Raw genomic sequence first — 22,062 nt, 5'->3', positions numbered from 1 at the left:
TTGGTAACTAAATCGCGCTGGAAGCCCCGTAGCGTCGTCTGGGCGAAAAAATAAAGATGGTAACTTTCAGGCCCATTCCTGCCCGTGGGTAACGAAACATCAACCACTTACGTGATTAGTTACCAACTTTATTATCTTGTTACCAACTTTATTACCACGCCACAACATACGGTCCGAATTTCCCATCTATTTATGTCTGACCTTTGGCTTCTGAAAAGCGAACGGCAACCAACTCGCTGCAAACAAGAGAACACCAATGCCTACCAGTAATTGACTGAAGGTGTATTTGGCACCGAAGAACATGACAGAAATTGCACCAACTGCGAACAGAATCATCGGAATCAAAAAAGCCACGCGGGCGGAAAAGGTATTCAGCGGTCCATCAACCAATAGGCTCTCTACTTGGCGTTTCATCAAAAAGTAGTCCCTCATGCATCGATTCTCCCGTTTTCCAATCAGCGATTAGGGAATGCTTGAGCAAGCTGATCAAGCACATCTCTTAGAGCAACAGAGCAAGCGGCGACAAATTTCAATTTCATAAAATGGCTTCCTTTCTTTTGGTTAATTTGGGTTGGCTAAAAAATACTAGCCAAATAGAGTTGCTGATTGTCTATATTGGCCCATCGGTCTATAATAGTCAAATAGAGTATACCCAATTTGACCAATTAAAGAGGGAGTAAAATGGATTACTACGTGCCAAGCGTTGAAAAAGTCCTGGAAGAAGGAACCGAATACATAGATGGCCGCTATGAGGTTGCGCGGGCTGCTCAGCTTATGTGGGAGCGTTGGGAGGTTCTGGACGACCGGGCGGTATCAGAATTGAAGGTAGCAATTGAGCACCTTTCTCAACTAAAAGCAGCTATAGAAAAGGTGCTGGATGATAACGGCGATTATAACCGGGCAGACCAAGAGGAAGAGGAATAATGAATAAGCTAGGAATTACAGCCCTTGTTATTTCAATAGTGGCCCTTGGTGTCGCGGTGATATTACCGCCTTATATGCAGCATGAGCAGGACGCCAAAAAGGATTATGATTTTTCTGTCATTCGAATAAATAACTCGGGTTGTGAGCTAAAGGGGTCCAATGGAGAAGCGTTGAATTTTGAAGAACAAAAAGGACAAGGACGGGTGATGATCCCGAAAGGAAGCACCATTACCGGGGATTGTTTCTTGGTAGAGTCTGAAAAATGACACAGAATGCCCGGATTTACTTGCGAGTCAGTAGCGACTCGCAAGACCTGGAACGCCAGGAGGGGATTATTCTGGACGCCAGGGCTGCCGGTTACTACGTGGCCGGAGTGTATCGAGAGAAGGCGTCAGGAGCGCGGGCAGATCGCCCCGAGCTGCTGCGCATGATCGAGGACTTGCAACCTGGGGACGTGGTGATTGCGGAGAAAATAGACCGTATCAGCCGCTTGCCACTGCCGGAAGCGGAGCGCCTGATTGCTACGATACAAGGCAAGGGGGCTATGTTGGCCGTGCCCGGCGTTGTCGATTTGACCGACCTTGTTGCCGGTGCCGAAGGCGTGTCCAGGATCGTCCTGGAGGCCGTTCAGGAGCTGCTTTTAAAGCTGTCCTTGCAAATGGCCCGCGATGATTACGAGGACCGTAGGGAACGCCAACGACAGGGTATCAGTCAGGCGAAGAAAAAAGGCAAGTACCGTGGGCGAAAGGCTGACCACAAAACACATGAGCTTATCGCTAAGCTGCGGCCTAACCATACGATTGCTGAAACTGCACGGCTGGCCGGTTGTAGTGAAAGTCAGGTTAAACTTGTTTGGGCCAAGCACCAAAAAGAAAGAGGCCAATAAAAAAGCCCCGTTTGGGGCTTTATTCAAATGTGCCATCGGAATTGAATGTGACGCGGTAATGCCTAAATAATTTCATTACTTTGTCCATATTTCCTTTTCGCAAGGTAGAGTTCCCTAGCTCAAACTCGCGTATAGCCGTTTTGCTTACTTTGGATTTTGCACAGAACATATCCCGCGTTAATCCAAGGTATTCCCGCGCATGGCGGCACTGTAAGCCAGTTATCTCCAGTGTCGGCTTGTTATACCCCTGGTGTTTCAGGGTTAGCCCTAGTTCATGTGCCCACGTCGCAGCCGTGGGATATGTGATATTGAGACGTTCGGCCATACCGGAAAGGCTACCGGCTTCCTCATAAGCCTGTTTAATCGCGCTGTCAGTGAATTGGCGTCGCTTCGTTATCGACATCTTGAATTTTTAACTTCTTTTATGTTGCAGTGCGCAATGCGCCGTGGTTCGTATTTCATCAGCCCATGAAGGTAGGCTACTAAGATTGTCTGGTAAGGGGGCGTTCGCTGCATATTGTATCCAGCAGCTCGTTGTGTGAGCAGTGGCCCCATTGCGCCGTTTCTCTTTCAGATCGGCTACAAGCTTATTGGCGGAAGGCTCCACCATTCTCCAGTAGCCCACAGCGAATACGTCAGCTAGAGCTTCTCGCCAACGTTTGGTTGCAAGCCCATTAGCTGCTTCAATGTGACCTTCCAGATCGACGACATTTCCAGCAGCAGTGGGAGCAATTGATTTAATACCGATTTTATTGTTGGTGAAAGAAGGCATATCTCTAGATATGTCGAGACAATGCGCAAGTTCATGGATCATTACGCCTTTAACCCAGGGGCGGGGATCGTCACCACTAAACCCCCGTAATACGTTCCTCGGGTTCAAGGTTAGCTCACAGAACCCAGGGCCAATAGCCATGAATGCCGCGCTTGCGTGAGGTAACGGGAAAGAGCTGGTTGCCCATCCTGACACGGGGGACGTTAGAACGACATGTGCCCCGTAGTGTTCTAGAGCGAAATTCTTGATGAAGGGGAAACCATCCGGGTCGGTCATAAACTCAACGCGGGCATTGTTGTAGCGGTCGGCAGAAATGCGCTCCAGGATGACTCCAGATACTAAAGCTACAATATAGGCAAGGATCGGTATCAGAAGGATGGAAAGCGCGATGCTGGTGTGTCGCTCAAATGGCCGCTTGGCTTCCTTAACCCAAGGTTGCTGAATAGCCCATACACCGGCTGCGACTGCCAGGGCAAGCCACAAAGCGGTCAGTAACAGCCAGTCATAACTGATTGCTCGGCTGGAAAGCGCGAGCAGTGAAACCAATGCAATCCAGCTAATTGGGCGCAGCAAGTCAATGATACCTCTAAGTTTTCTCATACGCTTTGTTCGTTAAATTCCCAAGAGGATTTTTCTGCATCATCGGCCAGAATTTCAGACAAAAATTCTTTGTCGATATCGTCCTGCTTGTCTATAAAAAGTAGCGGGTGTTCGTCCTGGTTACAGAGTTGTTCAAGAGCTATTTCTTCCGCCTTCTCCTGCGATGCGGATAATAAAGGCCCATCTATAGAAAAAACTGGCTCAATAAGATCATCTGGAAAATCTTCGTTAGCAGTAACAAGCCAAGTATGATCTGGCCAATCGGACGGAACACAATAAACAGGATTGCGGTCGGTTGGTACAAGTGAAACCTTTACCTGATTGCGATCCCAAGCAATAGCTACTTTATTTAGTGCCGTTTGGTTGTTTGAGAAAAGAGCTTCGCCTGGCACAACTCCAAGTACCAAGTGATGTTCACGGTAAAAACTAGAGCAAATAACGCTGTATCGCGGCGCTTCAGCCCTTGTTGCAAACTCAGCAAACTCTTGCCTAGAGTTGAACTTAATCCGGTGAATATCCGATGTTATCGTTTCTGTCATTTTTCTTTCCTTATATGCTGGCTTAGAGTTTATGAACCCTTTTATATCGCTTAACAGACTAATATAAGCAGAATCCAAGCTTTCATTTATGAAAGACTCACTCCAGCCAATTCGTTCAGCTTCGGCCAGGTTCTTCCAGAGCCATCCAGTCAAGTAAAACCCCGCCGGGGTTTTGCCGTGCGATCTCTGTAGCCTTTGGCCTATGCTCTCATAGTGCGCAATTTGGTCTGGTGTGAGTGCCGTCCTTGCCTCTTCTGGTGTGGGTATTCTCATATCCGCCCCTACTCCCTGGTGTTCTACATTCGCATACCGCGTTTTTGCGGTTTGTCCTGGTTCAGTTTCTTGTGCTGGGAAATCTCTTTTTCAGCTTCCCGGACTTTAGCGGCTAAAGCCGGGTGGTTTTCGCTTTCGTTCAGCTTCTTAATAATGGCCTCGGCACGTTCAGTATTAGGCTGGTCGCCATCGAGTTTTTTAGAAGCATCTTTTGCCATCCAGCCGGGAATAACCCCGCTTTTCTGGTTGCTAACAATGGAAAGCAATTCTTTGGTCTGATTAAGTCCTGCCATGATGTTCAATCCTTATTTTCAGTACATTGGAACGTAGATCATTTGAATATCTACACGTTGGTTTAAATACCGCCCTTCTGGCGTTCCATTGTCGGCCACGAAGTCAGCCGCAGATACGTAGTTGATCATTATCTTGAGCGGCGAAACGCCTTGAGCAACCAGGTAATCACGGGCAGAAACAGCGCGAGCCAAAGCCAGCCTTTCATCCCTTTTGCTTGGGCGGGTAGTGCTTGTGCGGCCATTGATAGTGACCAGTGATGCGTCCCTGGCCGCTTCCAGAAGAACGGCATTAGTTGGGCCTGGCCGGAAAGTCGAGCTGCTGTCAGAAAAGGAAACTGAGACAGTGCTTGATACTGGTTCGCGGTAGTCGTTAGAAGCGGCCAGCGCCGAGCCAGTGAAGGCCAAACAGCCAATAGTTAGAAGTGTGCAAAGTGACTTACGCATGAATGACTCCAAATCAAAAAAACAGGTATCCGGCATGGCTCATTGGAATGCGAATAAGCCACAGAGCGCCGAGGTGTAACGGATAATAGGCGTAGAATGCCCAGCGGAGCCGGGGCATTCTCAAATCAAAACAGGTTGCCGCAAGCAACACCGGAAGCACTGCCAGTGCCCACATGTTGCCGTTGATGAAACCCAGGGCAGCGCAGGCGATAACTGCAACCCCTGCCGCCGCCAAGGTCGGCTTTCTGGCGTATGACCACACGGCCAAACCGAACAGGAGCGCAGGCCACCAATATTCGACCATTGCCCCGGCGCTCATGAGCACCAGGGCGGCCCATACGATGCTGCCCCGCTCGATCAGGTACGCCGTGGCCGTCAGGGCCAGGAGCGTGAAAAGGATATTGAGCGGCCACCATCCAGCGTATAGACCGCCCAGGGCAATGAACGGGATTGAAGCTAAGGCGCCGAAAGCGGCGAGTCGCTTCATTGTCCGTTGGTACACTCCCCTTTCGAGTTGGCCCGGGCGGGCCAGGTTGTACGCCAGGACAAAGACGAAGATCGGCATTGCCAGGCGGCCAGCCTCAAACAGAAAGGGCAATGTGCCATTGAAAAGGTACTTGTTGACGTGATCCCCGGTCATGAGCAGCAGGCCCAGCCACTTCAAGCCTTCCACAGTGCCATCGGCAACGACCAGGCGGGGCATGGTCCAGACGGATTTCAGAGAGGCAGCGCTATCGGTCATTGCCCTGCCCCCGCACTAAACGTGATCGTGCGCGGCACATAGCCGCTTTGCTGGCTTGGGCTGTAACTCCCCTGCCCTTGGCGTCCAGACTGTTCAATGGAGCTGTCAGCCTCGATTCTGGCCGCTTCCTGGATGACTTGCTGCATAGCAGTCCCATCGCCAGGAGTGGCACCACCTTGGGCGGTCACGTTGACAGTCGAAAAATGTTCATCAAGCCAGTCGGCCCACTTGACGGCTTTCTGCATCAAGTCGGTGCGGTAGATCGCGTTATATTTCGGTGTGCGGGAATGGTAGTTGGCGGCCCTGGTCCAAATGTCCCCGGAGTCGTGCAGGATATGCCCGCGCAGTCTCCAGGCGGCGAGGTCGAACGAGTAGCAACCAGAGGCTGCCACATCGTCCGCAGTAATGCCGTATTTCTCCAGGTCGCCCAGGTATGCAGTGTTGAACTGCATAGGTCCAACGTCATGCGTACCGTTCGAGTTACGCACCCGCTGGCCCGGCCTACCGCCTTCTTTCTCGGCTACGGCCAGCACAATATTGGCGGGCACTTCATATTTCACGGCAGCCGAGATCGAGCACACAACGCGCTCTTGTTCCAGGGGTGGCATATCAGCAATGAACGGCAGCATGACGACCCCCTTAGTTCCAGTAGTGGGTTGGGCCTGCAAGCTGCCCTTCAACGAACACTTCCGCCCAACGGTACGTCCTGGTGCAGCCACGCGGCGTGCGGTTGCCTTCGTGGTCAGTGCGACAACGAGTGTTCTTCACGTAACGATCGGGCACTGTTTCCCAGGCGACACATTCCCGGTCATCGCGGCGGTAGCGGTACTGGCTACACACTCGGTGAGCAGGAATAAACGCAGCAAACCCATGATCGGAAGTCATGTGACTGCCACTACCATTCGGCGGGTTAACCGCGCAGGACGAGAAGCTGGGGAGCGGGGATTTCATGTCTTTGATGCGGTCACGCATTGCTGACTTGGCCGCACCGCAGCCAGAAGGGAAACCACCTGGCAGGCAGATCCAAATTGCACATTCATCTTGAGAGGCCGCTTGAGCCGGTGCAGTAAGCGCAAATGCGGCTGCAAACAGGCTAAGGGCAACGAAAAACTGTTTCAGTTTCATTTCAATTACTCCTATCTAGTTAGGCCGAATGGCCTTTATTGACAAAACTGGCAATTTCTTCATCAAAACCGCCTGTTTGGCCGCTATCACCGCTCAAGCTATCGCTATCGAACGACGGGGAGCTGTCAGAGGCTCCAGATTCTGACGAGCCGCTATCACCTGCATTTCCTGTTTCACCACCTCCTTGCCCTGGGGCTGCCCCCTGGCCCTTGATTGCAGCGGCAATCTTGCCGCCCGTTGTGTCACCGATGCGCTGCATGGCTTTAGATTTCATTTGTCCAGCCTTGGCCTTGGCTACCGCCCCGGTTCCTTTTGCCAAGTTCGCGCCGGTATCGGCTGCTACCCTGCCCGCTTTCGTGGCTCCGGCCATAAAGCCGCCGGTTGCCGCTGCTGCTGTTGCTGCCTGAGCACCAGAAGAGCTATCGCCCTGCCCTTCGCTTGAGCTTTGGCTGTCCGCTGATCCAGTGTCTGCACTGGCTGTTTCCGTGCTTCCCTGGTCACTACTGCTAGAGCTAGAGGACTCGCCGCCGCTGGATGATTCGCCACCACTAGAGGCTTGGGCACCGCCAGAAGATTCACCGCCCCCAAAGCCAGCCGCTTGAGCGAACGGGGTATCACCTGTGCTTTCTTCGGCGGGCATACCGCCACCGCCACCGCCGCCACCGCCGTCACCACCGCCGCCAGTGAACGCAGACATAATGTCGCTACCGTTTGCCACGTTCTCATTGGCTTTGCTGAATGCGGCCATTAGGGCTTGTGCTCCGCCTGCCATGTTGGACGCGCCTGCTGCCATCGCTGCGCCGCCAGTGGCTGCCGCTGCTGCTGCCATGCCTGCCGCGCCAAGCGCCGCGCCTGCACCGAAAGAACCAATGCCAGCACCGCCCACACTAGCGCCGGTAATGACGCCCGCGAGCATCTGAGGAACTTTGGTCACGAGAACGAGAAGGATCACCGCGACAATGAGCATTACGCCCATTTCTTTCAGGCTGATGCCCTCGCTCATTTGGTTGTAATAGTCATCCAGGAAGGTCTTACCGATGCCAATCAACAGCACCATTGCCATGAGTTGAGCAGCAACCCCGAGCACGGTTTTGTAGTAGTTGATTGCCATGTCAGAGGTCCAGCGCGAACCGCCAAACCCCAGGAAGAAAACCCCGCCGTAAGCGAGCACCCAGCCAGCGGCGAGCAACAACAGCATGTTGACACCGATTAACGCCAGGATGACGAGAATAATCCCCCCCATGAGAATGCCCGCGAATGAATCAGCCGGCGACCAAACCGAGGATTGATCCAGTACCCGGTCGAATATTTCAAAGCCAACGTCTACCACGCCAGACGGTGATAGACCGGAACCTAGTCCCGTGGCGTTACCGGCGATCTGGCGCAGAGAGTCGTAAATAGACGATGCGAAGTTGGGGCCGTTGATCAACAGCCACCAAAAGAAGCCGGTAAAAATGGTGAAGCGGACGAACTCGGCAAAGAACTCGCCAATATCCGCCTTGCGCAGTGCCATCATGCCGAACGTCCAGACCATCGAAATAACAACGAGCGTCCAAAACAACCAGGTTGCAGCGTCGGTGATAACACCGGCCCAGGAGGCCGCTGCTGCCGAATAGCGAGCCAGGACGTCATCCAGTACGCCGGAGTTGTCGATTGCGGCATGAGCGGGAGCCGCAACAAAAAACGCCAGCCAGACGATTAACGGCATGGCGGATTTAAGGTTGGCTGGCAGTTTCATAATTCAGCACCTCACCATTCTTTCTCAGGGCTGGCTTTGAACTCACCAGCCCGAGGGTTGCCACGACGCAGGCACTTAGAAGCAAATTCTTGCTGCATGGCCTTGTCCTCGATCTTCAAGACGTTTTCGTGCTGACAATTGATGTCGTTTACTTCCGGCATCTTTTCGTCAAAACACCCGGTTAGAAGGACCGCCATCGTGGCGGCCCCGAGTAATTGAATAGTGTTGATTGATTTCATTGGTCCCCCCTTACCAAGAGCGATCTGGACTAGGTACAAAGTCGCCCTTTCGGACTTGTTCGGCGGCAGCCTGTTGCTGCGCCTCTTTATCAGCGTCAGCTTGCATCCGGGTAGCTACGGCGTTTTGCTGGGCAATCAGCAGGCTGCGGATTTGCAAGAGCTGGTTGGCCTGGTTGCTGGCGAGCTGGTTGGCATAGCCAACGGCGGCCAGTTGGCCGTCTGCGCCCTGGGCGGCAGATTGCAGGCGGACAAGCTGTCGGGCGTCGGCTTCCAGGTTGTCTTGCTGCTGCTCCAAGCCCCTAAAAACCGCGTCGTTGGCCCTTTTCTGAGACTCGGACGCTAGGCGGCGGTTTTCATCCATTGCGGCCCATTCGGCATCGCTGCATCCCGCAGGTGAGAAGCATGGTGAGCCACGGTAATAGGCCACGTCCTGGAACTTGCCCAGGTAAGCATCGAGGCTGCCAAGCTGGTTTTGGTAATAGGCGAGCGTGTTGGTCGCCTGGTTCAGATCGTTGATGGTGCGCTGCGCTTGATCCCAAATATGGGCTGCCGGGGCCATCGTGTTTTGCAGTTGGTTTTCATACTGCTGGAGTTGTGTTTGGTATTCCTGGATTTGCTTGGCAGTCTGCGCAACGGACTCCAGGGCTGACATGATGTTTTGCGTCAGGTTGGTGCCGTCGATAACAGGGATACCGGCTTGAGCAGGCGGCAAAGTGCTGGCCGTCATGGCGACGACCAGAGCAACTTTAGCGGCTAAAAATCTCTTCTTCATGGCGTTTTCTCCTTTTTGTACTTGGCGTTAATAATCAAATGAGCTGTAAGGCTTCGAGAAAGTCATGTCTTTGGTGACAATCACGTTGAAGCGATAACCGGGGCGAATTTCCAGTGTCGGCGCAATGTTCATGTTCTTGCGGATCATCTCGACCATGACTTGACCGAGCTGCTGACCTAGCGCCTCGCTAAGTGCATCGCTGGCACGTTGGTTATTGCTGTCGTCGTTGTTGTCGTTGTCCTGGCTAAGCGTTACGCCCGCCGTGACACCAGACATAAGGAACGCAGAGCCGAAAATGCGCAGATAATGGTTGTTAACCTGGTCATGGAAACCGGAGTAACCGGCAGCGTCCGCGCCTGGCATTGAACCAATATCCAGCGCCTTGCCATCCGGGAAGATGATGCGCTGCCAGGCAATCAATACCCGTTCTTGGCCGTAGGCCACATCATTCGAGTAAGAGCCGACAAGGCGCGAACCCTGTGGAATCAACAGGTGACTACCCGTTGCCGTGTCTGATACGTCCTGTGATACCTGAGCCACAATCTGACCTGGCAGGTCAGAGTTGATACCCGAAATCAGCGTGGCCGGAATGACGAAGCCTGCGCGAAGCTCGTAAGGGCTGCGCGGGGCCTGCACTTGCTCGCCAAGCTGCCAACGATCACCGCCGTTATTATCAAACTGCGAATAACCATTGCCGTCGCCGTTCGCGGAGGTTTGCAGCAACATCGGGGCGCTATTGCTGCCACCACTGCCACCGACTGAACCGCCGTTGCGCATCCCTTCAATCTGAGCCAAGCGCTGCTGATAAGCGGCGGTTGGATCGTCGGAACGATTAGACGCAATCTGCTGACGGACACGGGCGATTTCGTTAATCATGTCCTGGCGCGATTCCGGGCGATTGCCGACCGGCTGCGATGAACCGCCGTCGCTACTGCTACGCGGAGCAACTGCTTGAACGCCGGTTCTGGCTTTAATGGCCTCTTCCAGCATTTGCAGTTTCGCCATGCGAATGCGTTGGGCTTCATCGTCCAGTTGGGATCGTGAGCCGGTGTTCTGAGGCGGAGCCGGGGGCAGGTCAGGATTTACCGGGCGAGCCACAGTTACAGGGGCTGCGGCCTGGTTCTCTTCCTGCGGTTCCTCTTGCTCAGGCGCAACAGGTTCGTCCAGGGACGGAACGCTTGGAGGCTCGGCAGCCGGGACAAACCCGTCTATCTGCGTGCCAGCGATTTCATTGGCAAACATGGAGGTATTGCCTGCCTGCTCCTTCGGCCCCTCACCTGGTGCGTTTTGCTGGGCTGCACGGTCGGCAGCAACCATCATCATGACCAGGAGAAACAAGCCGAGGACACCAAACAAAATGTACATCGGGCGATTGTTGACGCGACGCACCCCGGATTTTTTGGACACCTCACCAGGTGAGGCGTCCGGGGACATTTGATCGTTGTTTTCGCTCATTTCTTACTCCTTGCGAACCCAATAGCCCGCTGGAACGATGCCGCCGTTTTCTTGCGAATAGGGGCGGGTCAGCGACTCATTGCCGACCATGATGGTCACTCGATACATGTTGGTACCGGTGAACTGGTCGAACACATAACGAAGCGGCAAGCCTGATCCGGTCGGAGTCGGGTTCGCCGTGGCCGTTGAGGCTTGTTGCTGCGCCTTGGCTGCTTCCGGGTCGAACTCCAGGAGGGCGTAACCGCGATCACGGAGGCCGCGAACCAAAGCCATGCCGAAGGCGTCCGGGGTAGGCTGTTTCAGCTCGAAGCGAGTTTTTGCAGGCGGGTACAGCTCGGTGATTTTTTCGACTGAATCGCTTGCGACTTCATGCTGATTTAGCCCTGTCGGATTCTCGACAAAGTTGCCGTATGGGGCGTGCGTTGCACACCCGGCCAAGCCCAGCGAAAGCAGAACTGCGACGATAAGTTTGCGCATGATTAATCGTCCCCTTTAGTGATTGTGATTTTGTCCTGGTTGCTGCCAACGCCAGAGATAAGGATTGCTTTGTTGAACATCGTATCGACGATGTAGCGATCCCCTTGGACGCGGTAGTTGACCATGACGGTTTCAGGGTCGGAGAACAGGCCGCCATCTTTGCGAACTACCAGCAGCGTCGGGGCTTCCGTTTGCTGCATGGCTCGCGGCATCTGAATGATGGTCTTGTGACCGTCATTGAAAACGCGCACCGGCTTCCATGACGCAGAGCCAGACACCTCGTAATCAAACGACAGGTCGCCCAGGTACTCGCGGGTTTCCGGGATGGTGTTGTCCTCGCGGTGCTGGCGTTCACGGCTGCGGATCGTGTCCCACCTGGCAAGGGCATCTTCCGGGTAGGTGAACGCTACCTGCGACATGTACTCGGTGCGGTGAGAACGCAAGCGAATGTGATAAACGCGCCGGTCGGTAGCGACGACCAGGCTTGTCTCCAGGCCCACGTCCATCGGCTTGATAAGCAGGTGTTGGGTTTCCCCTGCCCCGGTGCCGGAAATGGCTGGTTCTACGTTCCAGCGGGCGGTATCACCCAACTGGATTGAGTTGACGTACTCGCCCGGCTGCAACGCAATGTCACAGACTTGGAGAACAGCACACACAACGCTTGGAGACTGCGCACCAAATACAAACTGGATGGCTCCATTGCGGCCAGTGAAAGGACGAATGCCACCGTTGCCGCCCCCGGCCTGCCAACGCTGTGCAATCGCCAGAGCTTGGCGTTCTTGATCGGTCAGGGTCGGGTTGTCATTGGTAAAGAACTGGTCCTCAAGCCCGTTCGCGTGCGCGACCGTTGCCAGAGAGGGCACCAACAGCGCAGCACCCAGGATCACAGCGGAAAATTGTTTCTTCATGGTTAATTGCCTCGTAATCATTGCAGCCGTGACCAGGAGTAATCACGCACGTAAATACCCAGCGGGTTATTACGCATTTGCGCTTCCGTGGTCTGCGTTGAAGTGTCTGCGGTATAAACGGTAATGAGGGCGCGCATTTGAGCCGGTTGGCCCTTCAATACCCCTTGGCGGTCCCGTGTGGTTTCTGTCCAGTCCACTTGCCATGTGGTCGGCGTTTGCGGCAGAACAGACGTAATGTCGATGCTCACCATTTCTTTGGTGGCACGTTTGAACGGGCTGGCATCGGCGTTGCCGTTCAGCCATTCGTTCATCTTTGTGGTCGCGGGATCGTTAGGGGCCAGGTGCGCGTAAACGCTAAATACCGCCTTGCGTTGCAGAGCAACGTCAGGCGACACCATGCGGGCGTTTTCGATGAACTCCGACACAGTGGCACCCAAAACACGCGGGTCGGCAGAATCAGAACCAGTAACCGGCCCCGCCGCTTGAGCTGCACCCAGCTTGTCCACTTCAACCACGTAAGGGATGAATTTGGACTGGCTGCCGATATGGATAACGCCACCGACACCGGCAAGCGCAATCATCAATGACAGGATGCCCACTACTTGCCAGGTCTGGCGTGATGACACCACCGAACCAACGTGCTCATTCCAGGTGCGGCGAGCAGTCAGGTAGGGGTTTTCATCGTCCCCTTGGCGTTTCGATTTCTTGTCCTGCGCCTCGATCTCGGCAGTTTCTTCCTGGTCATAACCAGGAGCGGGCTTCTTGAACATCAGCCCTTTAAGTTTCTCGGAAAAGCTCATTAGGCTGCCTCCAGGTAGTTATCAAGTTTCAGGCCACGACCTGCGAGCCATTCATGCACCCACTGTTCGCCAAACTTGGCTTCCAGTTGCTTGATAGCTGCCACGGATTCCTTGTCGGATGCACCGACAAACGACAGAGCCAAAGGCCCCAGGGCGAGGTCATAGAGGCGGCGACCGTTTTCAGAGACGTAGTAGTACTGTCGTTTTGGAACAGCCGTTGCCAGGATTTCAATTTGACGGGCATTAAGGCCCATTCTGCGGTACAGGGCAGATGTGTCCTCGTCGCGGGCGTAGACGTTCGGCAGGAAAATCTTGGTCGCAGTGGACTCCACAATAACGTCCAGGATGCCGGAGTTAGCTGCATCGGACAGACTTTGTGTTGCCATGAGAACCAGACAGTTCGCCTTACGCAGCACCTTGAGCCACTCCCGGATTTTTTCGCGGAAGGCAGGGTGCCCGAGCATCAACCAGGCTTCATCCAGGATGATGACGGCAGGCTGGCCTTTAAGGCTTCGCTCGATGCGGCGGAAAAGGTACAGCAGGACCGGCAGGGCAAACTTCTCGCCCAAGTTCATCAACTCTTCGATTTCAAACGTGGTGAAGTCGGTCAGTGACAAACCGTCCTCGTCAGCGTCCAGGAGGTGCCCCATAGAGCCGTCAACCGTGTATTGGCGGATAGCCTCACGGATGCTTTCATCCTGAATCGTCAGAGAGAACTCAGACAGGGTACGCGCCCCGCTTTCGTGCATACTCACAATCGCATGTGCGATTTCATTTCGCTGCGCGGGCGTGCTGTTAACCCCGTTCAACGCCAGGATGGTATCTATCCACTCCATTGCCCAAGCGCGATCACTCTTGGTTTCCAGGTACTGCAAAGGGCAGAAGGACAGGCGATCATCGTCAGCGCCGACAGAGAAATGGAGGCCGCCGACTGCCTTGGTTAGCGGATACATCGACATGCCTTTGTCGAAGGCAAAGATCGACATGCCAGCGTAGCGGCGAAGCTGAGCCGCAATCAGGGCCAAGTGTGTCGATTTACCGGCACCCGTTGGGCCAAACATGAAGGTATGCCCCAGGTCACGAACGTGCAGGTTCAAACGGAACGGCGTTGACCCACTGGTAACACAGTGCATGAGCGCCGGAGACAGGGGCGGATACATCGGACAAGGAGCCTCGGCGGTTCCGGTCCAGATGGTGCTTGTCGGCAGCAGATCGGCCAGGTTCATCGTGTTAATCAGCGGGCGGCGCACGTTTTCTACACCGTGGCCCGGCAAGCTGCCCAGGTACGCATCCAGGGTATTGATGGTTTCAGTTCGTGCAGCGAAGCCCAGGCGGTTTATTGACTTCTCTACCTGACGTGCAGACTGTTCCAGGCGGTCCCGGCTTTCATCCATAAGGACGACGACACTGGTGTAATACCCAACGGCGACCAAGCCGCTGTTTACTTCGGCAATTGCGGATTCTGCATCCTGAACCATTGTCAGGGCGTCCTGATCCACATTGCCGCTATTGGTATTAAATACCTGGTCAAAGAACCCCCGGACTTTCTGTTTCCACTTCTTGCGGAACTTGTCCAGGTGCTTAACGGATTCGTGTTGATCCATGAAGATGAAGCGCGATGACCAACGATACTCAACTGGCAATTCTGCCAAGGCACTCAAGATTCCAGGGTGAGACTCCAAGGGGAAACCCTCGATAGAAACGACCTGAATAAACTTGCGGCCAACCTTCGGCACTACCCCGCCCCACATTTCTTGACCGCCAATATAAGCGTCCATGTACATCGGGTTGTTGGGCAGTTGAACCGGATGGCTTACACCAGTAACGCAGAATTGCAGCCAGCTAAGAAAATCGTCATGCGTAACCCTGCTGCCGTCCTCGTTCACGATCTTCTGACCGCGAAGGCGGGTTAGCTTAACGGCAGTAGTCAGACGGTTTTCAATGCCGCTAATCTCGCGCTTGAATTGGTTGATCAAGCCTTTTGTGCGGGCTTTTTTGCCAACCACTTCGGCGTCATCGTCAAACATGAGTTCAACGAATTTGCGCTGAGCCAGCAGAGGCGGGAACCATGTCAGGGTTAGAACAAAGTACCCCTCATACATCGCGCCCAAGCCCTCGAAGAGCTGACGGCGTTCCTCGTCAATCGCGGCAGAAACCGGATCGGGAAAAGCCGAAACATTGCGTTCTGAATAGTTGGGAGCTGGACGGCGCACCGCATCAACGTGAACCATCCAGCCATTACCCAGGCCCGCAAGCGCCTGGTTTATACGAAACGACACCATTTCCCGCTGTTCGTCGGTACTGCTGGCGTTGTCGTCCCCTTTGTACAGCCACGACGCCATAAAAGCGCCGTTCTTGCAGACAATCACACCGTCATCAACAACAGCGGCATAATTAAGCAAGTCAGCCAGCCCCGCGTCCTTGGAGCGATGCTTTTTCAACTTCAATTCAGCATCGACCGCACGGATACGGGCAAAAAGGATAAGCAACAGCGCCGCACCGCAGACAGCAATGGCAAATGAAATAGCTTGAATCATCATTTGTATTGCTTCCCTTGGCTTGTTGTGTTTTCTCTGTAGGGCGTGCTGCGAGCCGGATAATATGCCTTGTAGCGGCGGTGCCGCAGATAGACATGGCGCAGCTTCGGGTCTGACTTAGCCATGAGTCGGCACACAAAAAGCGCACCGAACCACAGGCCAATACCAAATACCGTTGCCCTGACCTCTTGAGCACTGAAAATCAGTGCCCCTGCCAGCAGTCCCGAGAACATCACAAGCTCACGATCCCCGCCCATGAACAAGTTTTCTCGGTTGCCAGCTCTACGAATGGGGATCGTGCGCAGAGCCATAATTACACCGCCTGGATACCGTTAACGAGGCGCATGGCCGCGCCGCTAACCTGGTTAACTGCACCGTCAGTCAGTGCAGCGATTTCCGCACCACGACCGAAGAAGGTGGACATCATGTTTTGCGCACCGACCAGCAGAGCCATTACCAACACGATGAAAATCAGCGTGCGGAAGAAGCCGTTAAGTTCACCGCCAAAGATCAGGATGCCGCCTGCGACGACAATGCCGATGATGGACAGGGCGAACGCCACGGGGCCGGTCACTGAGTTACGAAGGTTGGTCAACCAGCTTTCGTAAGGGAGTGAGCCGCCCGTCCCTTCCGAAGCCATAGCCGGTTGAACAGCCATGACCAGGAACAGAGCCGCGAACAGGCCAAGGTAGAATATGGCCGAACGGTTGAGGTGGATGGATGGAAGAGTGAGTTGCATTGGTGTTACTCCTAGTTTTCCTGCGTTTAAAGGGATTTGGTGATGTACTGACCATCGCTGTAACCGGAAACCTCTAGGATTTCCTGGATGCGGCGGCCTTCCGGGGTTCTGGCGATATGAACAACGATGTGAACCACCTCGCCAATTAGCGGTTCAATCTCGGCTGGAGCCGCTGGATTACGAGTAATCAGCGACCGCAAGCGAGCCAGGCCAGCGTTAGCGTTGTTGGCGTGCAGTGTTGCAGCGCCGCCCTCATGCCCGGTGTTCCAGGCGTCGAGAAGGTCCAAGGCTTCCGCTCCGCGCACTTCACCGACCAGGATGCGGTCGGGCCTCATGCGCAAAGTTGTTTTCAGCAGTGCCGTCATGGAGACGTCAAGGCTTGTGTGGTACTGGACGTGGTTTTCAGCGGCGCACTGGATTTCGCCTGTGTCCTCAATGATGAAAACCCGCTCGGTGGGATCGGTAATCACCATTTCGTTGATAATGGCGTTAACCAGTGTGGTCTTGCCTGAGCCGGTGCCGCCGATGACGAGAATGTTTCGGTGTGCTGCCACGGCTTCAACCAGGACGTGTTTTTGGGCGGCGGTCATAATGCCGTTTTCCACGTACTGATCCAGGGTGAAGATCGCAACGGCTTTCTTACGAATGGCAAAGGTAGGGGCCGGAACTACAGGAGGTAGCTGGCCTGCGAAACGTGAACCATCAAGGGGAAACTCTCCCTCAAGGATGGGCTTGCTTCGGGTGACTTCCTTGCCGTGATAACCGGCAATCGTCTCGATAATCGCTTGGGCTTGAGCCGGTCTAAGCGTCCCGATGCACTGCATCGCCTCACCTAGACGCTCAATCCAAACTTTCCCGTCTGCGTTGAGCATAAGCTCAACCGTCTTAGAGTCGTTCAGAGCCTGTAGAAGCTCAGGCCCAATATCCCGCTCTAACTTTCTTTTGGCCCGGTCCTTAATGGAGCCGGTTGCGTCTTTCTGTTGCATTCAGTTGCCCCGATATTTTCGGTTAATCCGTTTCTAGTACATACGATATACCGAAAACAAAGACCGCGCAACATAACGAACAAAAAAGTTTAGATGATTTCGTCCACGAGGCTCACGGGTGACACCCGCGAGCCTATATCACGCCTCTAGCGCAACGGTCCTTTTCGGTGATTCCGGTTTTAAAAGGCCCGGCAGCCTTTTTTAGCCGCTAAAATCCAACGGCATCAGGGAGGGATTTCTTACAAAAAAAGTCAATAGTCCTTTTGTGTGGCGTCCATGTCCCGCAATTTTTTTCTTGTTTCTTCGCCCCACTTCTTTACCTGGAAGGCCCGATGCTCAGGAAGCACAGCACAAACGCGCTCATAGCCTGCTGGCAAGCTATTCGGCATCTTTCCACCTGCCAGGGCGTCCAGCGCCGTCCGATCCAAGTCGGTTGACTCCAGGAGAAGGGGAAGCGGCGTTTCGAGGGCTGCCGCTATGGCTTCCATCACTTTCAGTGAGGGGTTAGCCTTACCCGTTGTTAAGTCCGACAAAAACGAAATGGACACGCCGGAGCGTTCTGCCAGTTCGTTCTTGGTCATGTGCCGTTCATCAAGGATGCGCAGCACGTTAGTGAAAAAGATGAAGTTATACACCTTGCCTCTCTTGTAGGCCGATTTTAGCCGCTAAAGTTTTTGACTTGGCATAAAAGTATAGCTATACTCCCCTTGTCATAACGAAAGGAGACTCTACCATGAGCCACAACATGTTCCAGTTTATCGGAAATCTGACCCGCGATACAGAGCTACATAACAGCCAAGGCGGCAGTAGTCGCGCAATATTTGATGTTGCTGTTAACCGCACATGGGGGAAAGGTGCTGACAAGCAAGAAAGGACGGACTTTTTCCGCATCAAGTCGTTTGGTGCGACCGCTGACAGTGCTGCCCGCTACCTGGGGAAAGGTTCCAAGGTGTTTGTCCAGGGGCGCATCGAAAATACCCGCTTCGAGAAAGATGGCAAAACCGAGTTCGGCACCGACTTCATTGCGGAAAAGATTGATTACCTAGATACAAAAGCCCCGGAAGGACAACCACAGGGCTAAGGCGTCGGCCCCGGCCTAGCCGGGGTGTTATCAGGAGGGCAGTAAATGGCAGACGACTTTAACCAACAAGAATATATAAAAAAGCTGATTGTCGGTGGTGTCGATCCAGACAAAGCAAAAGAAATTGCGTCCAGAACAGCATACCATCAAACCAAGTCAGCAAAGGCAGGGCTTCGCCCCATTGGCGAGGCGATCACCCTGCCGGGCATTCCTGAACCCGAAGCCCCTGCCCTTCCTGATACAACCAACGCTAACCAGAACACCACGGAGGCCAACGACGCGGCCCCGGCTGTCAAGGGGGAAGCCATGAGCGACAAGAAGCCAGGGCGAAAGAAAGGCGCGACGGATGCGCTGGCCTCAAAAGTGGATGAAGCCCGCCAGGCGGCACTGCTAAAACACACCAAGCAGGAGATCAGGGACGCCCAGCTATCATTGTTTGATATTGCGCCCTGGGGCGACCATATGCGGGCATTGCCGAACGATTACGCCCGGTCGGCTCTTTTCACTGTGCGAAACAAACGAGTGCCCCGCGCAGCTTTGCAGAGCGAGCCTATTTATAGCATCGGAAACGATGTGAACATCACCTATACGGGCGTAGAGCTTCGGGCAGAAGATGACGAGCTAGTATGGCAACAGGTTATGGAGTATTCCAAGCGTTCGCCTATTGGCGATCCTATCAGCTTCACGTTCTATGAGCTGTGCAAGGACTTGGGGTGGTCGATTAATGGCCGTTACTACAAGAAAGCCGAAGAGTGTTTGTCACGATTGCAGGCATCGGCCATGCAGTTTGAATCCAAGCGGATTGGTCGTCTTGAGTCACTATCACTAATCAGCCGGTTTCGCGTCCTGGATCGAGGCAAGCGCAATTCTCGATGCCAGGTCATGATTGATGAAGAAATGGTTGTGCTGTTTGCCGGTGACTACTATTCGCGCTTCATTTGGGACAAGTACCGCAAGCTGTCCCCTACCGCCCGCCGCATGTTCGACTACTTTGCTTCACACAAGGAGCCGTTCCCGTTGAAGCTGGAAACCTTCCGGCTTATGTGCGGCTCGGAATCGACCAGAGCTAAGAAGTGGCGGGAGCAGGTCGGGGCAGCGTGTGAAGAGCTGAAAGAGAGCGGTCTGGTTGCCGATGCTTGGGTTTCCGCTGACTCCCTGGGATGCAGGCGGAGCTGATGGCCACGCATCGAGGACAAAGGGGCTGCGGCCCCTTTTTTATTGATCTATGAGGGGCCAGGGCGAAGAGAATACTATATCTAGTGCCTTATCAGCTGCGATCGGACACCACATATAGTGTTTTCAGCGGTGAGACAGGTCCGTGCGTATTACTAATGGCGAAGCCTTCCAGGCTGTACCTGGTTGAACGCCACAGGGAGGGTGATTCGACCCTGGAGCTTGTGGGTAGGCCGTGGGGATAAATTTTGTTGGTTGACACTTGAGGGGCGGTGATTGACATATGAGGGGCCAGCGACCTAGGCGCACTGCTGACACTTGGGGGGCCAACGTGAAAATCCCCCCTTCCCTGGTGTCCAAACCTGGCGAAAGCCAGCCCTTGGCGAACAGTTATCCACATTTCATAGGTATAACCCTGTGAGTAACCCCGATGCACTGCTGACATATGAGGGGCGCACCTACTGACATATGAGGGGCGGGTTTGCTGACACTTGAGGGGCAGAATATAGACACATGAGGGGCGGGTTTGCTGACACTTGAGGGGCGGGGGATAACCAAAAAATACATTTAAAACAAGGTCTTGAGAGGATTTTTTAGGCCCCCTAACCTTCTTTTAACCCTTTATATACCAAAAAATATACCAAAATTCTTATAACCAATTGGGCGAAAAATGCTCACTTGGCACGCAAAGCCGAAAAGCGAAAACCGGCCCCCGAAGGGGGGAGACCCCCCTTCTCGATCCCTCCCGGACGCTGCGCGTCCTCCCATCCCCCCCAGGGGCAAGCCCCTCGGCCGCTGCGCGTCCTCACCCCATTAGAACGTGCGCTTACGCTGCGCTATGCCCAAAGGGGCTACCGCCCCTCTGGACTCCCCGATTGTCAAACACCGCGCATCCTGGAGCGTGTGAAGCGACCCTAAGCCATTGTGCAACCTTAGAAGTTCGTTTGTTTGAACGCCAAGGAAAGGAGGCGGCCAGATCGGAGCCAGTTTTCAGCCCCTCAAGTTTCAATGAAACCCTTTGAAAGTGAGGGATAGAGGGCAATTTGCCCTTGACAAGATAGGGCAATTTGCCCTATTATTATAGACAGAAGGCCGGGCAAGTCGCCAAGGTCAACAACCGGAGAGCTTCCGATGACGATTTACACTTACACCCCTGATCTCACCCGCCCCCTGTGCCCTGTCTGCGGCGCTGCTGTCCCCCAAGACACCGACACCCCGGAAACACCGTGGCAAGGCACCTGCCGTGCCGGGCACACCTTCACGTTCCAGCTTGAGAGCGAGGGCGAATGGTTGGAGGACTCCAAGAGCGGTCGATTCAGCCGCGTTGCTACCGAGCCAGAAGAGTCAACTTGGATTTGCAACGAATGCGGCGAAGCCGGAGCCGATCCCTACGAGGCCGGTTGTGGCGAGTGCGGCGCAGAGCCTGACTTTCATTGATCTTTGAGGGGCGGGCGCAAGCCTGCCCTACCCTTGTAAACCGAAGGCCGGGCACACTGCCCAGGTCGATAACCGGAGATTGTCCGATGACTGATACAACCGATTACACCCCTGTTACCGCTTCCCTGGTTCCGCAAGGTCGCCGCATGACGTTTTACCCTGCTGCGTTTGGTAAGGCCCGAATGACGCGCGGCGAAGCCCTGGTGCTGGGTTACATGGGCAAACTTTGCCAGGACTACAAAGGCGCTTTCTGGCACTTTTACACGCTGTCGAACGGCGGTTACTACATGGCCCCGGCCATTGACGCCGACATGCACCTGGAGGTTGCCGGTAACTGGTTTTCTGGCTCTATGTCGGCTGACGCGGCGGGGATCGTAGCCACGTTGTTCGCATTTGGGCACCTGGCCGCCGAAGCCCAGGGAACCGCCGAGGGTGACGCCCTGATTGACCGTTATCACTTCCTGAGAGAGTACGCGCTTGATCACGCGGAAGCCGCTGCGATCCTTGGCGCTATCGACTGATAGGAGAGGCCCCGGCGCAAGCCGGGGTCATCGTGTGACGATGATGGATAAGAGAGACGATCAAGCGGCCAAGCTGGCCGCCTCGATGCCCGACGAGCAAGGCGCGTTGCTGGAGCTGGCTGCCGAGGCCGTGGATGCCCTGCACAGTGCTGTATTGGAAGAGGACGAGGAAAGGGCTGTCGGTGCTATGGCTCGATATGAGGCGGTTATTTGGAAGATGAACGGCGGCACCTTCTTTGGTTGCAGCGCGGATTCTGATTCACCTGGTAACGTGGTTGAAAGCCATTGTCAGGCCGATGCCGGGATGGTTCCTAAGTGGGGCCAGAAAGGGGCGTTCGTTGTTGTTGTCGATGGTATGCGCGTCCTGGTCGAGTTTGGCAGCCTTGGCAGCCAGGGAACCGCGCTCTTTTCGTTTCACGCGGTAGACCTGGACGCCTGGTTTATATCAGAGACAGGCTATCGGTCCCATTTCGACGGGCTGCGGTTTGGTTCGACGGTGGAAGAGGCGGCAAAAGACATACTGGCCGATTACCTCAAGGATAAGCGGCCTGAAATTGAAACGAGCTACAGGGACCGGCTTGCCCGTTCCCCTTTGCCCGCC

General features: G+C 54.4%; 28 protein-coding genes. 8 read left to right on the top strand and 20 right to left on the bottom strand.

The window, feature by feature from the left end; genetic code table 11:
• Nucleotides 1–186: 186 nt before the first annotated feature.
• On the bottom strand, nt 187–432 hold the full coding sequence (locus A11A3_RS13990) for a hypothetical protein (RefSeq protein WP_008929972.1): 246 nt from the start codon (nt 430–432) through the stop codon (nt 187–189).
• A gap of 249 nt (nt 433–681) precedes the next feature.
• On the opposite strand from A11A3_RS13990, the gene A11A3_RS13985 reads away from it, so the two are divergent.
• The 3 genes from A11A3_RS13985 to A11A3_RS13975 are packed head-to-tail and all read left to right on the top strand — an operon-like array spanning nt 682 to nt 1,810.
• Nucleotides 682–924 carry a hypothetical protein gene (locus A11A3_RS13985; protein ID WP_008929971.1) on the top strand — a complete coding sequence of 81 codons (243 nt, stop codon included), beginning with the start codon at nt 682–684 and terminating at the stop codon, nt 922–924.
• On the top strand, nt 924–1,190 hold the full coding sequence (locus A11A3_RS13980) for a hypothetical protein (RefSeq protein WP_008929970.1): 267 nt from the start codon (nt 924–926) through the stop codon (nt 1,188–1,190). Before A11A3_RS13985 ends, A11A3_RS13980 begins: the two co-directional genes overlap by 1 nt.
• Nucleotides 1,187–1,810: a recombinase family protein gene (locus A11A3_RS13975; protein WP_008929969.1), complete on the top strand. Its 624-nt coding sequence runs from the start codon at nt 1,187–1,189 to the stop codon at nt 1,808–1,810. Before A11A3_RS13980 ends, A11A3_RS13975 begins: the two co-directional genes overlap by 4 nt.
• Before the next feature lie 412 nt (nt 1,811–2,222).
• Here the strand turns inward: A11A3_RS13975 and A11A3_RS17540 are convergent, their stop codons facing one another.
• From A11A3_RS17540 to A11A3_RS13895, 19 genes are all read right to left on the bottom strand, one after another.
• Nucleotides 2,223–3,155: a hypothetical protein gene (locus A11A3_RS17540; protein ID WP_202802690.1), complete on the bottom strand. Its 933-nt coding sequence runs from the start codon at nt 3,153–3,155 to the stop codon at nt 2,223–2,225.
• 23 nt (nt 3,156–3,178) lie between these two features.
• Nucleotides 3,179–3,994 carry a hypothetical protein gene (locus tag A11A3_RS17810; protein WP_157375731.1) on the bottom strand — a complete coding sequence of 272 codons (816 nt, stop codon included), beginning with the start codon at nt 3,992–3,994 and terminating at the stop codon, nt 3,179–3,181.
• Nucleotides 3,995–4,017: 23 nt separating this feature from the next.
• Nucleotides 4,018–4,287: a hypothetical protein gene (locus tag A11A3_RS13965; RefSeq protein ID WP_008929966.1), complete on the bottom strand. Its 270-nt coding sequence runs from the start codon at nt 4,285–4,287 to the stop codon at nt 4,018–4,020.
• 18 nt (nt 4,288–4,305) lie between these two features.
• Nucleotides 4,306–4,731 carry an OmpA family protein gene (locus A11A3_RS17535; RefSeq protein WP_008929965.1) on the bottom strand — a complete coding sequence of 142 codons (426 nt, stop codon included), beginning with the start codon at nt 4,729–4,731 and terminating at the stop codon, nt 4,306–4,308.
• Between the two features lie 13 nt (nt 4,732–4,744).
• The gene (locus A11A3_RS13960; RefSeq protein WP_083851773.1) at nt 4,745–5,473 is read right to left on the bottom strand and encodes a TraX family protein; all 729 of its coding nucleotides are present in this window, start codon (nt 5,471–5,473) and stop codon (nt 4,745–4,747) included.
• Complete coding sequence (locus A11A3_RS13955; protein WP_008929963.1) at nt 5,470–6,102, bottom strand: lysozyme family protein; 633 nt, start codon at nt 6,100–6,102, stop codon at nt 5,470–5,472. The genes A11A3_RS13960 and A11A3_RS13955 overlap by 4 nt, the downstream gene beginning before the upstream one ends.
• Nucleotides 6,103–6,112: 10 nt before the next feature.
• Entirely contained in the window at nt 6,113–6,598 is a 486-nt protein-coding gene (locus A11A3_RS17530) for a conjugal transfer protein TraL (RefSeq protein WP_237738869.1), read from the bottom strand.
• A gap of 19 nt (nt 6,599–6,617) precedes the next feature.
• On the bottom strand, nt 6,618–8,336 hold the full coding sequence (gene trbL / locus A11A3_RS13950; protein WP_008929962.1) for a P-type conjugative transfer protein TrbL: 1,719 nt from the start codon (nt 8,334–8,336) through the stop codon (nt 6,618–6,620).
• A gap of 11 nt (nt 8,337–8,347) precedes the next feature.
• Complete coding sequence (trbK, locus tag A11A3_RS13945; RefSeq protein WP_008929961.1) at nt 8,348–8,575, bottom strand: entry exclusion lipoprotein TrbK; 228 nt, start codon at nt 8,573–8,575, stop codon at nt 8,348–8,350.
• A 10-nt stretch (nt 8,576–8,585) separates the two neighbouring features.
• Complete coding sequence (gene trbJ / locus A11A3_RS13940) at nt 8,586–9,347, bottom strand: P-type conjugative transfer protein TrbJ (protein WP_008929960.1); 762 nt, start codon at nt 9,345–9,347, stop codon at nt 8,586–8,588.
• Nucleotides 9,348–9,374: 27 nt separating this feature from the next.
• On the bottom strand, nt 9,375–10,802 hold the full coding sequence (locus A11A3_RS13935) for a TrbI/VirB10 family protein (RefSeq protein ID WP_008929959.1): 1,428 nt from the start codon (nt 10,800–10,802) through the stop codon (nt 9,375–9,377).
• Between the two features lie 3 nt (nt 10,803–10,805).
• A complete protein-coding gene (locus tag A11A3_RS13930) occupies nt 10,806–11,279 on the bottom strand; it encodes a conjugal transfer lipoprotein TrbH (protein ID WP_008929958.1) in 474 nt (157 codons plus the stop codon).
• Between the two features lie 2 nt (nt 11,280–11,281).
• On the bottom strand, nt 11,282–12,187 hold the full coding sequence (gene trbG, locus A11A3_RS13925; protein ID WP_008929957.1) for a P-type conjugative transfer protein TrbG: 906 nt from the start codon (nt 12,185–12,187) through the stop codon (nt 11,282–11,284).
• A 17-nt stretch (nt 12,188–12,204) separates the two neighbouring features.
• Nucleotides 12,205–12,987: a conjugal transfer protein TrbF gene (locus A11A3_RS13920; RefSeq protein ID WP_008929956.1), complete on the bottom strand. Its 783-nt coding sequence runs from the start codon at nt 12,985–12,987 to the stop codon at nt 12,205–12,207.
• Nucleotides 12,987–15,527 (bottom strand): VirB4 family type IV secretion/conjugal transfer ATPase, encoded by a 2,541-nt coding sequence (locus A11A3_RS13915; protein ID WP_014708249.1) that lies wholly within the window; start codon nt 15,525–15,527, stop codon nt 12,987–12,989. Before A11A3_RS13915 ends, A11A3_RS13920 begins: the two co-directional genes overlap by 1 nt.
• Complete coding sequence (locus A11A3_RS13910; RefSeq protein WP_008929954.1) at nt 15,524–15,835, bottom strand: conjugal transfer protein TrbD; 312 nt, start codon at nt 15,833–15,835, stop codon at nt 15,524–15,526. The genes A11A3_RS13915 and A11A3_RS13910 overlap by 4 nt, the downstream gene beginning before the upstream one ends.
• Before the next feature lie 2 nt (nt 15,836–15,837).
• The gene (gene trbC, locus A11A3_RS13905) at nt 15,838–16,263 is read right to left on the bottom strand and encodes an IncP-type conjugal transfer pilin TrbC (RefSeq protein ID WP_008929953.1); all 426 of its coding nucleotides are present in this window, start codon (nt 16,261–16,263) and stop codon (nt 15,838–15,840) included.
• A 26-nt stretch (nt 16,264–16,289) separates the two neighbouring features.
• Nucleotides 16,290–17,249 (bottom strand): P-type conjugative transfer ATPase TrbB, encoded by a 960-nt coding sequence (gene trbB / locus A11A3_RS13900; RefSeq protein ID WP_008929952.1) that lies wholly within the window; start codon nt 17,247–17,249, stop codon nt 16,290–16,292.
• Between the two features lie 251 nt (nt 17,250–17,500).
• A complete protein-coding gene (locus A11A3_RS13895) occupies nt 17,501–17,884 on the bottom strand; it encodes a transcriptional regulator (protein WP_008929951.1) in 384 nt (127 codons plus the stop codon).
• Between the two features lie 98 nt (nt 17,885–17,982).
• Between A11A3_RS13895 and A11A3_RS13890 the strand changes: the two genes are divergently transcribed.
• From A11A3_RS13890 to A11A3_RS13870, 5 genes are all read left to right on the top strand, one after another.
• Nucleotides 17,983–18,330, top strand: a complete 348-nt coding sequence (locus tag A11A3_RS13890) for a single-stranded DNA-binding protein (RefSeq protein ID WP_008929950.1) — start codon at nt 17,983–17,985, stop codon at nt 18,328–18,330.
• A 45-nt stretch (nt 18,331–18,375) separates the two neighbouring features.
• On the top strand, nt 18,376–19,506 hold the full coding sequence (gene trfA / locus A11A3_RS13885) for a plasmid replication initiator TrfA (RefSeq protein ID WP_008929949.1): 1,131 nt from the start codon (nt 18,376–18,378) through the stop codon (nt 19,504–19,506).
• Nucleotides 19,507–20,634: 1,128 nt separating this feature from the next.
• Nucleotides 20,635–20,940, top strand: coding sequence for a hypothetical protein (locus A11A3_RS17805; RefSeq protein ID WP_008929948.1), 306 nt, complete (start codon nt 20,635–20,637; stop codon nt 20,938–20,940).
• A gap of 86 nt (nt 20,941–21,026) precedes the next feature.
• Nucleotides 21,027–21,461: an antirestriction protein gene (locus tag A11A3_RS13875; RefSeq protein ID WP_008929947.1), complete on the top strand. Its 435-nt coding sequence runs from the start codon at nt 21,027–21,029 to the stop codon at nt 21,459–21,461.
• 40 nt (nt 21,462–21,501) lie between these two features.
• The coding region (locus tag A11A3_RS13870) for a hypothetical protein (RefSeq protein WP_040297231.1) at nt 21,502–22,062 on the top strand (561 nt) is incomplete at its 3' end.

This window comes from Alcanivorax hongdengensis A-11-3 (genome assembly GCF_000300995.1).
GTDB classification, from domain to species: Bacteria; Pseudomonadota; Gammaproteobacteria; order Pseudomonadales; family Alcanivoracaceae; genus Alcanivorax; species Alcanivorax hongdengensis.
Note: the sequence above shows the minus strand (reverse complement) of the source record. Positions and strands in the feature narration are given on the sequence as shown.

Excerpts from the sequence above, each read along its gene's own strand:
- A11A3_RS13990 (WP_008929972.1), bottom strand. The coding sequence starts at position 432 with ATGAGGGACTACTTTTTGATGAAACGCCAAGTAGAGAGCCTATTGGTT.
- A11A3_RS13985 (WP_008929971.1), top strand. The coding sequence starts at position 682 with ATGGATTACTACGTGCCAAGCGTTGAAAAAGTCCTGGAAGAAGGAACC.
- A11A3_RS13980 (WP_008929970.1), top strand. The coding sequence starts at position 924 with ATGAATAAGCTAGGAATTACAGCCCTTGTTATTTCAATAGTGGCCCTT.
- A11A3_RS13975 (WP_008929969.1), top strand. The coding sequence starts at position 1,187 with ATGACACAGAATGCCCGGATTTACTTGCGAGTCAGTAGCGACTCGCAA.
- A11A3_RS17810 (WP_157375731.1), bottom strand. The coding sequence starts at position 3,994 with ATGAGAATACCCACACCAGAAGAGGCAAGGACGGCACTCACACCAGAC.
- A11A3_RS13965 (WP_008929966.1), bottom strand. The coding sequence starts at position 4,287 with ATGGCAGGACTTAATCAGACCAAAGAATTGCTTTCCATTGTTAGCAAC.
- A11A3_RS17535 (WP_008929965.1), bottom strand. The coding sequence starts at position 4,731 with ATGCGTAAGTCACTTTGCACACTTCTAACTATTGGCTGTTTGGCCTTC.
- A11A3_RS13960 (WP_083851773.1), bottom strand. The coding sequence starts at position 5,473 with ATGACCGATAGCGCTGCCTCTCTGAAATCCGTCTGGACCATGCCCCGC.
- A11A3_RS13955 (WP_008929963.1), bottom strand. The coding sequence starts at position 6,102 with ATGCTGCCGTTCATTGCTGATATGCCACCCCTGGAACAAGAGCGCGTT.
- A11A3_RS17530 (WP_237738869.1), bottom strand. The coding sequence starts at position 6,598 with ATGAAACTGAAACAGTTTTTCGTTGCCCTTAGCCTGTTTGCAGCCGCA.
- trbL (WP_008929962.1), bottom strand. The coding sequence starts at position 8,336 with ATGAAACTGCCAGCCAACCTTAAATCCGCCATGCCGTTAATCGTCTGG.
- trbK (WP_008929961.1), bottom strand. The coding sequence starts at position 8,575 with ATGAAATCAATCAACACTATTCAATTACTCGGGGCCGCCACGATGGCG.
- trbJ (WP_008929960.1), bottom strand. The coding sequence starts at position 9,347 with ATGAAGAAGAGATTTTTAGCCGCTAAAGTTGCTCTGGTCGTCGCCATG.
- A11A3_RS13935 (WP_008929959.1), bottom strand. The coding sequence starts at position 10,802 with ATGAGCGAAAACAACGATCAAATGTCCCCGGACGCCTCACCTGGTGAG.
- A11A3_RS13930 (WP_008929958.1), bottom strand. The coding sequence starts at position 11,279 with ATGCGCAAACTTATCGTCGCAGTTCTGCTTTCGCTGGGCTTGGCCGGG.
- trbG (WP_008929957.1), bottom strand. The coding sequence starts at position 12,187 with ATGAAGAAACAATTTTCCGCTGTGATCCTGGGTGCTGCGCTGTTGGTG.
- A11A3_RS13920 (WP_008929956.1), bottom strand. The coding sequence starts at position 12,987 with ATGAGCTTTTCCGAGAAACTTAAAGGGCTGATGTTCAAGAAGCCCGCT.
- A11A3_RS13915 (WP_014708249.1), bottom strand. The coding sequence starts at position 15,527 with ATGATGATTCAAGCTATTTCATTTGCCATTGCTGTCTGCGGTGCGGCG.
- A11A3_RS13910 (WP_008929954.1), bottom strand. The coding sequence starts at position 15,835 with ATGGCTCTGCGCACGATCCCCATTCGTAGAGCTGGCAACCGAGAAAAC.
- trbC (WP_008929953.1), bottom strand. The coding sequence starts at position 16,263 with ATGCAACTCACTCTTCCATCCATCCACCTCAACCGTTCGGCCATATTC.
- trbB (WP_008929952.1), bottom strand. The coding sequence starts at position 17,249 with ATGCAACAGAAAGACGCAACCGGCTCCATTAAGGACCGGGCCAAAAGA.
- A11A3_RS13890 (WP_008929950.1), top strand. The coding sequence starts at position 17,983 with ATGAGCCACAACATGTTCCAGTTTATCGGAAATCTGACCCGCGATACA.
- trfA (WP_008929949.1), top strand. The coding sequence starts at position 18,376 with ATGGCAGACGACTTTAACCAACAAGAATATATAAAAAAGCTGATTGTC.
- A11A3_RS17805 (WP_008929948.1), top strand. The coding sequence starts at position 20,635 with ATGACGATTTACACTTACACCCCTGATCTCACCCGCCCCCTGTGCCCT.
- A11A3_RS13875 (WP_008929947.1), top strand. The coding sequence starts at position 21,027 with ATGACTGATACAACCGATTACACCCCTGTTACCGCTTCCCTGGTTCCG.